Annotated in this window: 10 protein-coding genes; 7 read left to right on the top strand and 3 right to left on the bottom strand. The window is 73.1% G+C overall.

All coding sequences use genetic code 11. From position 1 onward, the window contains the following. The first annotated feature begins 397 nt into the window (after positions 1 to 397). A complete protein-coding gene (locus BS83_RS24930) occupies positions 398 to 1,468 on the top strand; it encodes a MerR family transcriptional regulator (RefSeq protein ID WP_037605801.1) in 1,071 nt (356 codons plus the stop codon). Between the two features lie 83 nt (positions 1,469 to 1,551). Here BS83_RS24930 and BS83_RS24925 read toward each other — a convergent pair whose 3' ends face one another. From BS83_RS24925 to BS83_RS24915, 3 genes are all read right to left on the bottom strand, one after another. Then, entirely contained in the window at positions 1,552 to 2,709 is a 1,158-nt protein-coding gene (locus BS83_RS24925; protein ID WP_037605800.1) for an acyl-CoA dehydrogenase family protein, read from the bottom strand. A gap of 256 nt (positions 2,710 to 2,965) precedes the next feature. Further along, positions 2,966 to 3,568, bottom strand: coding sequence for a hypothetical protein (locus tag BS83_RS24920; protein WP_037605799.1), 603 nt, complete (start codon positions 3,566 to 3,568; stop codon positions 2,966 to 2,968). A 108-nt stretch (positions 3,569 to 3,676) separates the two neighbouring features. Beyond that, the gene (locus BS83_RS24915) at positions 3,677 to 5,800 is read right to left on the bottom strand and encodes an N-acetylmuramoyl-L-alanine amidase (RefSeq protein ID WP_051943855.1); all 2,124 of its coding nucleotides are present in this window, start codon (positions 5,798 to 5,800) and stop codon (positions 3,677 to 3,679) included. 204 nt (positions 5,801 to 6,004) lie between these two features. On the opposite strand from BS83_RS24915, the gene BS83_RS24910 reads away from it, so the two are divergent. The 6 genes from BS83_RS24910 to BS83_RS24885 all read left to right on the top strand — a co-directional run bounded on the left by BS83_RS24910 (position 6,005) and on the right by BS83_RS24885 (position 13,444). Next, positions 6,005 to 6,973, top strand: a complete 969-nt coding sequence (locus BS83_RS24910; protein ID WP_051943853.1) for an aldose 1-epimerase family protein — start codon at positions 6,005 to 6,007, stop codon at positions 6,971 to 6,973. A gap of 80 nt (positions 6,974 to 7,053) precedes the next feature. Next, positions 7,054 to 7,803, top strand: coding sequence for a rhomboid family intramembrane serine protease (locus tag BS83_RS24905; protein ID WP_051943851.1), 750 nt, complete (start codon positions 7,054 to 7,056; stop codon positions 7,801 to 7,803). Between the two features lie 111 nt (positions 7,804 to 7,914). Then, a complete protein-coding gene (locus BS83_RS24900; protein WP_037605798.1) occupies positions 7,915 to 8,673 on the top strand; it encodes a response regulator transcription factor in 759 nt (252 codons plus the stop codon). After that, positions 8,670 to 10,142: a sensor histidine kinase gene (locus tag BS83_RS24895; RefSeq protein WP_232248480.1), complete on the top strand. Its 1,473-nt coding sequence runs from the start codon at positions 8,670 to 8,672 to the stop codon at positions 10,140 to 10,142. Before BS83_RS24900 ends, BS83_RS24895 begins: the two co-directional genes overlap by 4 nt. A 72-nt stretch (positions 10,143 to 10,214) precedes the next feature. Beyond that, a complete protein-coding gene (locus BS83_RS24890) occupies positions 10,215 to 12,302 on the top strand; it encodes a glycosyltransferase family 39 protein (protein ID WP_051943849.1) in 2,088 nt (695 codons plus the stop codon). Positions 12,303 to 12,376: 74 nt separating this feature from the next. Beyond that, a complete protein-coding gene (locus BS83_RS24885; RefSeq protein WP_037605797.1) occupies positions 12,377 to 13,444 on the top strand; it encodes a S1C family serine protease in 1,068 nt (355 codons plus the stop codon). Positions 13,445 to 13,507 lie beyond the last annotated feature (63 nt).

Genomic DNA, 13,507 nt, shown 5'->3' with positions numbered 1-13,507 from the left:
CCGGGCGCTCCTGCCTGCGCCGTACCCGACCCGAACGCGGGGCCTCGCCGCCTCGGCACGCGCCGTGCCGCCGGATCCCACCCCCGTCATCCCTGGCCGCCCCGGCTCCGGCCTGGGGGCTTTGGCGCGGCTCCAGCCCGGCCGACTTGCCTCGGCTCCGGCCTGGCCGCTTTGGCCAGGCTTCAGCCCGCCCGGGGGCTTTGGCCCGGTTCCAGCTCGGCCCGGCGGCTTGGCCCTTGCTCTGGCCCGGCCGACTTGCCTCGGCTCCGGCCTGGCCGCACCGCCACGCGGTGTCCCTGACCCCGGTCTCGGCCCCGCTGTTGACCTTGACCTCGGGGGAAGGCCCAGCATCGGGGCACCGGGTTCCGGACGGACCCGGTGCGAGGAGGATGGGGCCATGACGGAGCTGTTGACGATCGGCGCGTTCGCCCGGCTGGCCCGGCTCACGCCGAAGGCGCTGCGGCTCTACGACGAGCTCGGGCTGCTCCGCCCGGCGCGGGTCGATCCGGCGTCCGGCTACCGGTACTACGGGACGGACCAGCTGGAACAGGCCCGGCTCGTGGCCTGGCTGCGGCTGCTCGGCATGCCGCTGGCGCGGATCGCTGCCGTCGGCGCGCTGCCGCCGGCGGAGGCCGCGGCCGAGGTCGGCGCCTACTGGGCGCAGGTCGAGCAGGACACCGAGTCCCGGCGCCGACTGGCCCTCTTCCTCGCGGACCACCTGGAAGGGAAGGACCCCGCGACCATGTCGAACCGTCAGAACACCACGCTCACCCTCCGTTGCGCCGCCGCCTCGGACACCGGGCTGGTCAGGGAGGCCAACCAGGACACCGCCTACGCCGGCCCCGGCCTGCTCGCCGTCGCGGACGGCTTCGGCGCCGCTGGGGCCAGGGCGGGGGCGCTCGCCGTCGACGCGCTCAAGCCGCTGACGGGGCCGCCGCCGGGCCAGGGCGACGTGCTCAACGCGCTGGCCGAGGCCGTCGCGGCCGCGAACCGGGACATGGGGGCGCTGGAGGAGTCGGGATCGACGCTCACCGCCCTGCTCTGGACCGGATCGGAGCTGGCCCTGGTGCACGTCGGCGACTCCCGGGCCTACCTGCTGCGCGGCGGCGAGCTGTTCCGGATCACCACGGACCACTCCCACGTGCAGACGCTGGTCGACGAGGGCCGGCTGACCGCGGACGAGGCCGCCGCACACCCGCAGCGCGCCCTGCTCACCCGTGCGCTGGACGGGCGCGCCGACAGCCGGGCCGACCTGGTGCTGCGCCAGGTCCAGGCCGGCGACCGCTACCTGCTCTGCTCGGACGGGCTCTCCGCGGTCCTGCCCGAGCCGGAGATCCGGCGTGTGCTGGTGGGCGCGGAGGACCCCGACGCGGCCGTGCGCGGACTGGTCGTCCTCGCCCGTCGCGCGGGCGGCCCTGACAACGTCGCCTGCGCGGTGGCGGACGTCGAGGAGAGCGGAGGGCGCTGACCCGCGAGGGGCCGAGGACGACGGACGGCCGCGCCCGGTGCGGGCGCGGCCGTGCGGCGGTGGGCCGTGGGGCTCCAGGGGCCTTACAGGCCGAGCGACTTCGCGATGACCATCTTCATGACCTCGCTGGTGCCGCCGTAGATGCGGAAGACGCGGTTGTCCGCGTAGAGGCGGGCGATCGGGTACTCCAGGATGTAGCCGTAGCCGCCGTGCAGCTGGAGGCAGCGGTCCACGACGCGGGAGCAGACCTCGGTGGTGAACAGCTTCGCCTTGGCCACGTCCGAGGCGGACAGGTCGCCCGTCTCGAAGTGCTCCAGGGCGCGGTCCACGACCGCCTGCGCGGCGTCGACCTCGGCCTCACAGGCCGCCAGCTCGAACTTGGTGTTCTGGAAGGACGCCACGGACTGGCCGAAGACCTTGCGGTCCTTGGTGTACGCGACGGCCAGGTCGACGGCGGCGCGGGCGGCGGCGTAGGCGCCGACGGCGATCGCCAGGCGCTCCTGGACCAGGTTGTGGGCCAGGTAGGAGAACGCCTTGCCCTCCTCGCCCAGCAGGTCCTCGACCGGGACCTTGACGTCGACGAAGGCCAGCTCCCCGGTGTCGGAGGTGCGCAGGCCGATCTTGTCGAGCTTGCGGCCGACCGAGTAGCCCGGCAGCGTGGTGTCGACGCAGAGGATCGACAGACCGCCGCGGCGGTCCTCGGCGGAGGCGGGGGAGGTGCGGCAGACGACCAGCATCAGGTCGGCCTGGACGCCGCCGGTGATGAAGGTCTTGGCGCCGTTGAGGACATAGTGCGTGCCGTCCTCGGAGAGCTTGGCCGTGGTGGTCATGCCGGCCAGGTCGGAGCCGGTGCCCGGCTCGGTCATGGCGATGGCCGTCATCATCTCGCCGGAGACGAACTTGGGCAGCCAGCGCTTCTTCTGCTCCTCGTTGGCGTACTCCATGATGTACGGCAGGCAGAGGCCGGTGTGCACGCCGGCGGAGCCGAAGCTGACGCCCGCGCGGGCGCACTCCTCGGTGACGATGGCCTGGTACTTGAAGCCGGTCATGCCGGCCCCGCCGAACTCCTCGGGCACCTCGATGCCGAAGACGCCCAGCTCGCCGAGCTTCAGGTAGAAGTCCTTGGGCGCGCGGCCCGCCTGCTCCCACTCGGGGTAGACCGGCACGACCTCGTTGGCGATGAAGTCGCGGATGGTCTCCCGGAACGCCTCGTGGTCCTCGGTGAAAACGGTGCGGCGCACGACGGCGCTCCTCTCGGACGGACTGGGCTGTCAGACAACCTGTCGAACGAACGTTAAGTTAATCGGCGGTAGCCTCCGTGTCCAGAGTGCCCCGACGTGAGCCGTCCCGCATCATGTGGCCGACCGAGGCCCGCGGCACTGAACGAGCGATCTGCCGCTGATGTCGCGGGGCGGCCCGGGCCCGCTGACGCTCCCGACCGACCGACCGGCTCCGGCTTTGGCCGCCTTCCCGAACCGGAGGAGAGCGCTCGCCGCGTCAGCCGAGGAAGGCGCACTCCTTCGGCCCCCAGATCGCGGCGCAGAAGCTCCTCGGCATCAGGCGGAGGACCCGCGAGGCGAGGTCCGAGGTGCCCACCCAGCCGTCCCTGACGCCGTTGGTGACCTCCTGGCAGCCGCTGAGGTCCTGGTCGAGTTCGACCTCGCGCCGGCCGTCGGTGAAGATCTCGAGCACCCCGGCACCGGTGGCGCCGGGGCAGCTCCAGTTGCCGCCGGGGGGTTTCCCGAGGCCGTCCAGGGCGACCCGGAAGCCCTCGATCGTCGTTCGGTCGGTCAGCGCCGCGGAGGCGAGCAGCACCCTGCCGTTGGGAGCTCCGGGCGGGCGGCCGTAGCCGCAGAGCAGCAGCCGGTCCGAGACGAGCGGTTCGAGTGTGTCCCCGGTGCCGGTGACATCGGTCGCCTGCAGGTCGGGAGGCTGGGCCGGGCAGTGGCCGGTGCGCACCGCGGTGAGCGCGGCGGCGACGGCGGTCCGGTCCGTCGTCTGCGACTGCGGGCCGCCGAGGCCGCAGCCCGTCAGCAGCGCTGCGACAGCGAGTGCCGTGGCCGTCGCGCGTCGGGCTGCTCTTCTGCGTGGATCCGCCATCTCGGCACCCCCGGGACCCGCCGTCGGCCGCGTGCCGCCGGCTCTCGTCGGCCCTGGGACGTGGCGGGCGCCGTCCGGGTTCCCCGCAGGCGGGGAACCCGGACAGGATCAGCCCGCGGGGGTGATCAGCTGGACGTCGGAGGCGCGGACGAAGGCCAGCCGGTGGTTGAAGCGGATCGGGTAGTACTGCGTCGTCCCGATCACCACCTGGCAGCCGACCGGTCCCGCGCAGTCGAAGGACTGGGCGTAGAAGTCACCGCTGGTCTGCGGACCGGCCAGGTAGGCCTGTCCCGGGGCGATGGTGTCCGCCAGCGGGCTCAACTGCTGGTCGGGCGAGGCCGCCAGGGAGGCGAGCCCGGCCGGGTACGCGGACGCCTCAGGGTAGGCGCGGCCGTAGACCGGGATCGGCTTGTCGTCGGCCGGGGCGACCAACGTCAGCGCGGCGTTGGCCGCCGCGTCCGGGACCAGCGTGTCGGACCAGCCGGGATCCTCGAACCAGACCTGGCGGCCGCCGTACCAGACGGAGACCCAGTCCTCGTAGACCCCCGCGACGACGAAGGTCTGCCCGTACACCGCGCGGTCGGTCCAGTCCCAGGCGTCGGTGGTGCCTTCGCCCGCCAGCGGGGCGTCGGAGGCGTGGTCCAGGCGCAGGTAGACGAAGTTGGCGGGGTGAGCGGCGCAGGTCGCGCCGGGTGCGCCGCAGCCGGTGATCCGCGGCTGGGTGACCCGGCTGTACGGCGGCGCCACGGTGACGGTGCCGCCGACGACCGGCTTGCCGTGCAGGCCGGTCAGCGGGGCGCCGACCAGGGCGAGCAGATGGCTCCAGTCCCAGTAGGGACCGGGACCCCAGGGCATCGTGGCGGTCTTGGCCTGCACCGGCCCCGGCACGTCGTCGTCGCCGAGCAGGTGCTGACGGTCCAGCGGGACGCCGAAGCGGGCGGCGAGGTACTTCACCAGCGCGGCCGAGGACTGGTACTCGGACTCGCTGTACCAGGTGCCGTCGAGCAGGGCGAAGCCCTCCTGCTCGATGCCGATCGAGTGGGCGTTCAGGGTCTGGTTGCCCGCGTGCCAGGCGATGTCCTTCGTCCGCACCAGCTGCGTCACCGAGCCGTCGCGGCCGACGAGGTAGTGCGTGCTGGCCTCGGCGGTCGGGTCCTGGAAGTAGGCGAGGGAACCGCTGCGCGAGCCGCCGGTGTCGTGCAGTACGAGGTACTGGATCTGGTCGCCGTCGGTGGGGCGGTCGGCGCGGGCGTAGTTGCCGTAGCCACCGGCGGCGCTCTGTCCGGCGCCCGCGGCGGCAGCGCCCTTGGCGGTCCGCGCGTAGGCGGCCGGGGTGAAGGAGCAGGCCAGTCCTGCCGGGCACTCGGCGGAGACCGACGCCGAGCCCGAACCCGAGGCGGAGACCGGCGAGGAGAGCGCGGCGGCGAGCTCGGCCGGCCGGACCTTCGGCTCGGCGGTCAGCGTCACGGACTGGTTGTCGTCGGTCAGCCGGGACGCGCCCTGCTGGACGAGCGTGTACACGCGGGCGGCGAACTGCTGCCCCGCCGCCGGGGTCTCGGCCTGCGCGTAGGCGACCACCGCGGGCCACCACTGGGCCGCGTCGGCCGGCACGCCGCCCGGCGCGGCGGGTGCCGGGCGCAGCCGCTGCTCGTAGGAGGCGAGCAGGGCGGCGCCGCCGCGCACGCTCTGCGCCATGTCGGTCTGCACCTGGCCGACCGAGTCCCCCGCGAGCGCCGCCGCCGTCTGCAGCGTGTGCAGCGCGGGGGAGGCCGTGTCCACCGTGTGGAGCAGGGTCAGCGAGGCGGCCGAGGACTGTCCGGAGGCGGCGCCGTCCGCGCCGCTGCCGTCGGCGGACTGGGCGGGGGCGACCAGGTCGTCGGGGGAGACCTGGGTGAGGCCCATGACGTTGTAGTTGCCGGTGGTGCTGGGCCTGCCGCCGTGGGACTCCCAGAGGGTCTCCTCGTAGGAGACCGCCATCAACACCTCGACCGGTACGTGGAACTCGGCCGAGGCGGTGGTGAAGTCCTGCTGCAGCGAGACCGTGGGGCGCACCGGGATGTGCGGCCAGGCCAGCGCGCCGCGGACGGGCGCGGCGGTCGCGGTGCTCTTCTGGGCGGTGGCCCGGCCGGGCGCCGCCTCGGCGACCGCGCCGACGACCAGTGCGCCTGCGGAGAGGGTGACGGCCGCGCCGATCCAGCGCCGTGACCGTTTGCGGACGTGTCGAGCCGTCAACGGAAGCCTCTGCGGGGGGTCGATAACCGGATGAACCGGGTCCGCTGGGCCGATCGGGTGGGACCGAACGACCCGCGGGGGACAGCTGAGGGGCAGTGAGATGTGAGCGTGAGGTTAGCACTCCCGTCCGGTCGGCCGTCCGGGGGGTGAGACCGCTGCCCCGCCGGGCCGACGGGGGCGCCGAACAGATGTAAGGATGGCCGCATGGCTGACGCGAAGCTCTCCCACGCGGCCCACCCGGCCGGGTTGTCCCCCAACGGGCCGCAGCAGGCGATCGAGGCAGGCGACTACCGGGCCGTGATCAGCGGCGTGGGAGCCGGGCTGCGCGGGCTGAGCCACCGCGGGCGACCGCTGGTGGTGAAGTACCCGGACGGCATCCAGCCCCCGGGCGCCGCGGGTCAGCTGCTGATCCCCTGGCCGAACCGGATCCGCGACGGCCGCTACCGCTTCGACGGCGAGGACCGCCAGCTCGACCTCTCCGAGCCGGCCACGGGCAACGCCAGCCACGGACTGACCCGCTGGCTGCCCTGGCGCGTGGTCGCCGAGGACGCCGGGCAGGGCTCGGCCTACGTCCGCTACGGCCTGCGGCTCTACCCCTCGCACGGCTACCCGCACATCCTGGAGCTGACGGCCCACTACGAGCTCAGCGAGGCCGGGCTGGCGGTGGAGATCGTCGCGCGCAACGTCGGCGACCGGGTCGCCCCCTACGGCCTGGGCGCCCACCCGTACCTGACGCTCGGTCGCGGCCCGGGCAGCATCGACGAGGCGGTGCTGGAGGTCCCCGCGGACACCTGGCTGCCGGTCGACGAGCGCAAGCTCCCGACGGGGCGCGCGTCGGTCGACGGCACCTCCTACGACTTCCGCAAGCCGCACGCCATCGGGGCCACCGAGCTGGACACGGCGTACACCGGGCTGACCCGCGACGCGGACGGCCGGGCCAGGGTCCGGCTGACGTCGGCCAAGAGCGGCCGCGGCGTCGAGCTCTGGCTCGGCGAGGGCATGGACTGGCTCCAGCTCTACACCGGCGACACCCTCGGCCCGAACTACCGGCGCGCGGGCGTCGCCGTGGAGCCGATGAGCTGCCCGCCGAACGCCTTCGCCAGCGGCGAGGACCTGCTCTCCGTCGAGCCGGGCGGCCGCGTCGTGCACCGTTTCGGTATCAGCGCGCTGTAGCGGGCCCCGGGCGCTGTCGGTCGGCGCTCCCCGCGGCCTACAGTGCTGGCAGGGACAGTTGCGGGTGGGGGTGGGCCAGGATGGCGATCAGGCCGCTGTGGGCGCCGAAGGAGTTGGACACTCCGGAGCAGATGATCGCGGAGGCGCGCAAGGCGTTCTTCGTGATGTTCGGCTTCATGGTGGTGGTCTGGGTCCTCCAGATCGTCAACTGGATGGACGGCCAGCACCTCTCCGCGGACTACGGCGTGGTCCCGCACGACGTCTCCCGGCTGCAGGACATCTTCGCCGCGCCGTTCCTGCACTTCAGCTGGGCCCACATCGAGTCCAACTCGGGACCGCTCTTCGTCTTCGGCTTCCTGGCGGCCTACCGGGGTGTGGTCCGCTTCCTGTGGCTGACCCTGCTGGTGACGGTCACCAGCGGGATGGCGGTCTGGATCTTCCAGGGCAGCAACACCGTGGGGGTCGGGGCGAGCGGCGTCATCTTCGGGTACTTCGGCTACGTGGTGCTGCGCGGGGTCTTCGACCGGCACCTGATAGACACGCTGATCGGCCTGGTCATGGCGGCCTCCTTCGCCTACATCCTCACCGTCGCGGTACCCGGCACGCCGGGCGTCAGCTGGCTGGCGCACCTGGGCGGGCTGGTCGGCGGCGTCGCGGGCGCGTGGCTGCTGCGGGACCGCCGTCCGGCCGGAGCGGCCGCGACCGTTCCGGCGGGACCCGCGCCGGATCCGGTGTTCGGCGGCGGTGGCGCGCCGGCCCCGTCCGCGCCCGGCAAGGAGCTCGACCGCTCCGACCTGCACAAGGAGCTCGGGGACCTCGGCCTGCTGTGAGGCGTGTTGTCACTGCGGCTGTGCCGTGGGAGCGCGAGCTGCCAGGAAATCCACAGAGAAGCCGTAGACCCAGCTCATAAATTTCTCATTCAACAACGGCACCGTGTCGGTATGACCACGACTCCCGCCGATGCCGCCGCCACCGAGCTTCGCCGTCCCGACGGCACCCCCGTGCGGGTGCTCGTCGTCGACGACGAGGCCCCCCTCGCCGACCTGCTCTCCATGGCCCTGCGCTACGAGGGCTGGCAGACCACGACCGCCGGCGACGGCGCGGCCGCGATCCGGGCCGCCCGCGACTTCCGCCCCGACGCGGTGATCCTCGACGTCATGCTGCCGGACCTCAACGGGCTTGAGGTCATGCGCCGCCTCCGCGCCGAGCAGCACGACGTGCCGGTGCTCTTCCTGACCGCGAAGGACGCCGTCGAGGACCGCATCGCCGGCCTGACCGCGGGCGGGGACGACTACGTCACCAAGCCGTTCAGCCTGGAGGAGGTCGTCGCTCGCCTGCGCGGCCTGCTGCGCCGCTCCGGCGCGGCGGCGGCCCGGAGCGAGTCGCTGCTGGTGGTGGGGGATCTGACGCTGGACGAGGACAGCCGCGAGGTCCACCGCGCGGGCACCTCGATCCGCCTGACGGCCACCGAGTTCGAGCTGCTGCGCTTCCTGATGCGGAACCCGCGCCGGGTGCTGAGCAAGCCGCAGATCCTGGACCGTGTCTGGAACTACGACTTCGGCGGCCAGGGCAATGTCGTCGAGCTGTACATCTCCTACCTGCGCCGCAAGATCGACGCGGGCCGCGCCCCGATGATCCACACCATGCGCGGCGCGGGCTACGTGCTCAAGCCGGCGGTGGTGGAGGCGGCCGCGTCGTGATCCGACGCTGGTCGACCTGGCCGCTGCGCACGCGACTGGTCGTCGTCATGACCGTGCTGCTGGCCGTGGTCTTCACGGCCATGGCCTGGCTGACCACGGTTCAGCTGCGCAGCTACATGCTGGGCAATCTGGACAGCAAGGTCAGGGACACCGCCATGCGCGTGATGGCCGGCCCGCACCCGGGTCCGCAGGGTCAGTCGATGAGCCTGGCCGACCAGCTCCAACTGCCGGGTCTCTCCGAGGGCGTCATCGCGGTGCGTACCGACAGCCAAGGCACGGTGGAATCCGGGAGCAGGGCCACCGGAAAGGCGCTCACCGCCGCCCAGACCGCGGCGCTGGACTCCGTTCCGGCGGACGGAGACACGCACTTGGTGGATATCCCGGGCCTCGGCACCTATCTGGTCGAGTTCGGTCCGCCCGGGACGGGCGATCCGCAGTCGCGCGGGGGCGGAAAGAGCGTCGTCGGCCTGCCGGTCAGCGACATCAACAACATAATCAGCACCCTGGTCACCACCGAGGCCGTTCTCGGCGTCACCGGCGTGATCATCGTCGGCTTTGTCGGCTTCGGTCTCATCCGGGTCTCCCTGCGGCCGCTGGACCGGGTGGCTGCGACCGCCGCCCGCATTTCCACGCTGCCGCTGGACCGGGGCGAGGTCATCTCGTTGGCCCGGGTGCCCGTCGAGGACACCGATCCCCGGACCGAGTCCGGCCTCGTCGGCGCCTCGCTGAACCGCATGATCGGCCACGTCTCCGCCGCGCTGGAGGCCCGGCACGCGAGTGAGACGCGGGTGCGGCAGTTCGTCGCGGACGCCAGTCACGAGCTGCGCACGCCGTTGGCCTCGATCAAGGGCTACGCCGAACTGACCCGGCGGAGCCGGGAGACCGTGCCGCCGGACACGGCCTACGCGCTGAGCCGGGTGGAGTCCGAGGCGACGCGGATGACCGCGCTCGTCGAGGACCTGCTGCTGCTCGCGCGGCTCGACGCGGGCCGCCCGCTGGACCGGGAGCCCGTGGATCTCGCGCCGCTCCTGGTCGACGCGGTGCGGGACGCGCACGCGGCCGTGCCGGACCACAAGTGGGAGGTCCGGCTGCCGGAGGAGGAGACCGACGGGCCCGCCGAGGTGCTCGGCGACGAGCACCGGCTGCACCAGGTGCTGGTGAACCTGCTGGCGAACGCCGGCAAGCACACGCCCGAGGGCACGACGGTCACCGGCTCGCTCGCCCTGGACGGCGGCGCGGCGGTGCTCACCGTCGCCGACGACGGTCCCGGCATCCCGCAGGAACTGCTGCCCACCGTCTTCGAGCGCTTCGCCCGCGGCGACGGCTCGCGTTCCCGCGTGGCCGGCAGCACCGGGCTGGGGCTGGCCATCGTCGCGGCGGTCGTCTCCTCGCACGGGGGCGAGGTGTGGGTGACCAGTGAGCCCGGTGAGACGGTCTTCACCGTCCGCCTGCCGCTCGCGGGTCGGTAGCCGCCGCAAGCTGACGGGCTCCGCACAGCTACCCCATACCGGCCGTACAGAGCCCTTGGCGACGGTGGAGGCATGACCACCACGCTGCCTGAGCCGAACCTGGACCAACCGGACCAGCCCGCGCCGCCGTCCGTCCCCCCGACGTCCGGTGACCCGCGCTGGGTCCGGCCCGCCCTCCTCGCCCTGCTGGCGCTCACCGCGCTGCTCTACCTCTGGGATCTCGGGGCGTCGGGCTGGGCCAACCAGTTCTACTCGGCGGCCGTCCAGGCCGGAGCGCACAACTGGAAGGCGATGTTCTTCGGCTCCTCGGACGCCGCCAACGCCATCACCGTCGACAAACCACCGGCGTCCCTGTGGGTGATGGAGCTCTCCGCCCGGGTCTTCGGCGTCAACGCCTGGTCGATCCTGGTGCCGCAGGCCCTGGAAGGCGTCGCCGCGGTGGCCGTCGTGTACGCGGCGGTCAAGCGGCGCTTCGCCGCGGGACCCGCGCTGCTGGCGGGCGCGGTGCTCGCGCTGACGCCCGTCGCGGCGCTGATGTTCCGCTTCAACAACCCCGACGCGCTGCTGGCGCTGCTGCTCGCGCTGGCCGGCTACGCCGTGCAGCGCGCCCAGGAGCAGGCGCGGACCAGGTGGCTGCTGCTGGCCGCGGGCTGCGTGGGCCTGGCCTTCCTGACCAAGACCCTGCAGGCGTTCCTGGTCCTGCCCGCCTTCGCGCTGGTGTACCTGCTGTTCGCGCCGACCGGCTTCTGGCGGCGGGTGCGGCAGTTGCTGCTGGCGGCCGTCGTGCTGGTCGTCAGTTCCGGCTGGTGGGTGGCGATCGTCGAGCTGACGCCGGTGCAGTACCGGCCGTACATCGGGGGGAGCCAGACCGACTCCTTCCTGGAGCTGACCTTCGGCTACAACGGCTTCGGCCGGATCACCGGCTCGGAGACCGGCAGCGTCGGCGGCGGGGGCGGCGGGGCCGGCGGCGGCAGCATGTGGGGGAGCACCGGGCTGACCCGGCTCTTCGGCTCCGAGATGGGAGGTCAGATCGCCTGGCTGCTTCCGGCGTCGCTGCTGCTCCTGGTCGGCGGCCTCTGGCTGACCCGCCGGGCCGGCCGCACGGACGGGCGCCGGGCCGCGCTCGCCCTCTGGGGGACGGCGCTGCTCACCACCTTCCTGGTCTTCAGCGAGATGCAGGGGATCTTCCACCCCTACTACAACGTCGCCCTCGCGCCGTACATCGCGGTCGTGGTGGGCATGGGCGCGGGCCTGCTGTGGGAGCAGCGGCGGTCCTGGACGGTGTCCGGTCTCGCCGGGGTCGTGGTCGCGGTGACGGCGGTCTGGTCCTACGTGCTGCTGGCGCGGAGCGCCGACTGGATGCCGTGGCTGCGCTGGGCGGTGCTCCTGGTGGGCCTGGCCGCGGCGCTCGGCCTGGCCTTCGGACCGCTGCTCGGACGCAGGATCGCCCTGGTCGTGGCCGCGGCGGCGATCGCCTCCGGCCTGGCCGGTCCGGCCGCGTACAGCGTGGAGACGGCGGGCACGACGCACGCGGGCTCGCTGCCCTCGGCCGGCCCGTCGGTCCAGGGCGGCGGTTTCGGCGGCGGCATGCCGGGCGGCATGCCCGGCGGGACGCACACGGGTGCCCGCGGCGGCTTCGGCGGCTTCCCCGGCGGTGCGGGCGCGCAGGGCGGGACGGCCGGACGCGGCGGCTTCCCCGGCGGCACCGGGACCGGGACCGGTACCACCGGCGGCGGGATGCCGGGCGGGGCCGGTGGCATGCGCGGCGGCGGTGGTGGCGGTGCGGGCGGGCTGCTGAACGGCACTACGCCGGGGGCGGCGCTCACCGCGCTGCTCAAGCAGGACGCGTCGACGTACACCTGGACCGCCGCCACCGTCGGGTCCCAGAACGCGGCCGGCTACCAGCTCGCCTCGGACGCCCCGGTCATGGCGGTCGGCGGCTTCAACGGCACCGACCCGTCGCCCACCCTCGCCCAGTTCGAGAACGACGTGCGGGCCGGAAAGATCCACTACTTCCTCGGCGGCACCCTCTCCATGGGCGGGGCGAGCTCCGGCTCCGGCGACTCGGCGCAGATCGTGGCCTGGGTGGCCAAGAACTACAGCTCGACGACCGTGAACGGGGTGACCGTCTACGACCTGACAAAGGCGAGGGCGAGCTAGCGCGCCTCCGGGGATCCTTTCCGACAAAAGGGACAATGTGGAGAAAATGTCATCCACAGTGAAGGTCGCGCCCCATGGAGACCACGGCACGTCGCCTCGTCCCCGCCGCCGTCGCCGCGGCGTCACTGCTGCTGACCGCCACCGCCTGCACCGGCGGTGGCGGCGGCAGCAGTGCGAAGTCCTCCGACGGGGGCAGCGCCGCGCCCGCGCCGAGCGTCAGCAACGATCTGCAGACCGACTACCAGAACACCGTGAAGGCGGTGCTCCCGTCGATCGTGCAGATCACGGCCGAGGGCAGCCTGGGGACCGGCATCGTCTACGACACGAAGGGCGACATCGTCACCAACGCCCATGTCGTCGGGGGCGCCAAGAGCTTCCAGGTGACCCTCTCCGACCAGTCCAAGACGCTGCCGGCGAGCCTGGTCTACTCCTACCCGGCGAACGACCTCGCGGTGATCAAGCTGACCAGTCCGCCGTCCGGGCTCAAGCCGGCCGTCTTCGGTGACACCACGAAGGTCCAGGTGGGTCAGATCGTGCTGGCGATGGGCAACCCGCTGGGGCTCTCCTCCAGCGTGACGCAGGGCATCGTCTCGGCGGTCGGCCGGACCGTCAGCGAGGCCGGGACCCAGGAGAACCCGCAGGGCGCGACCATCCCGAACATGGTCCAGACGAGCGCGGCGATCAACCCGGGCAACAGCGGCGGCGCGCTGGTGAACCTGTCCGACCAGGTCATCGGCGTCAACACGCTGGCGGCGGTGGACAGCAGCGGCAGCGGTCAGGCGCCGGGCATCGGCTTCGCCATCCCCGCGGCGACGGTGATCAATCTCGCCGACCAGATGATCCAGAGCGGCAAGGTCACCAACTCCGGCCGCGCGGCGCTGGGGATCACGACGCGAACGGTGGTCACCCAGGGCGGCAGCAGCGGCGCCGGCGTGGTCTCGGTGACGCCCGGCGGCCCCGCGGCCACGGCGGGCCTCCAGGCGGGAGACGTGATCACCAAGCTCGGCGACACCCCGATCGACAGCGCGGCGACGCTGTCCGCGGCGCTGGCCTCCGAGAAGCCGGGCGACAAGGTCCCGGTCACCTTCGTCCGCGACGGCGCGTCCAGGACCGTGACGGTCACCCTGGGCACGCTGGGGTAGTTCGACAGGGGCGCGGGGAACTGCGCGAGCAAGCCTCCGACGCGGGCGGCCCTGCACGTTGCG

It is taken from the genome of Streptacidiphilus rugosus AM-16 (genome assembly GCF_000744655.1).
Taxonomy (GTDB): domain Bacteria; phylum Actinomycetota; class Actinomycetes; order Streptomycetales; family Streptomycetaceae; genus Streptacidiphilus; species Streptacidiphilus rugosus.
Note: the sequence above shows the minus strand (reverse complement) of the source record. Positions and strands in the feature narration are given on the sequence as shown.

Coding starts and splice junctions, on each gene's coding strand:
- BS83_RS24930 (WP_037605801.1), top strand. CDS start 398: ATGACGGAGCTGTTGACGATCGGCGCGTTCGCCCGGCTGGCCCGGCTC.
- BS83_RS24920 (WP_037605799.1), bottom strand. CDS start 3,568: ATGGCGGATCCACGCAGAAGAGCAGCCCGACGCGCGACGGCCACGGCA.
- BS83_RS24910 (WP_051943853.1), top strand. CDS start 6,005: ATGGCTGACGCGAAGCTCTCCCACGCGGCCCACCCGGCCGGGTTGTCC.
- BS83_RS24905 (WP_051943851.1), top strand. CDS start 7,054: ATGGCGATCAGGCCGCTGTGGGCGCCGAAGGAGTTGGACACTCCGGAG.
- BS83_RS24900 (WP_037605798.1), top strand. CDS start 7,915: ATGACCACGACTCCCGCCGATGCCGCCGCCACCGAGCTTCGCCGTCCC.
- BS83_RS24890 (WP_051943849.1), top strand. CDS start 10,215: ATGACCACCACGCTGCCTGAGCCGAACCTGGACCAACCGGACCAGCCC.
- BS83_RS24885 (WP_037605797.1), top strand. CDS start 12,377: ATGGAGACCACGGCACGTCGCCTCGTCCCCGCCGCCGTCGCCGCGGCG.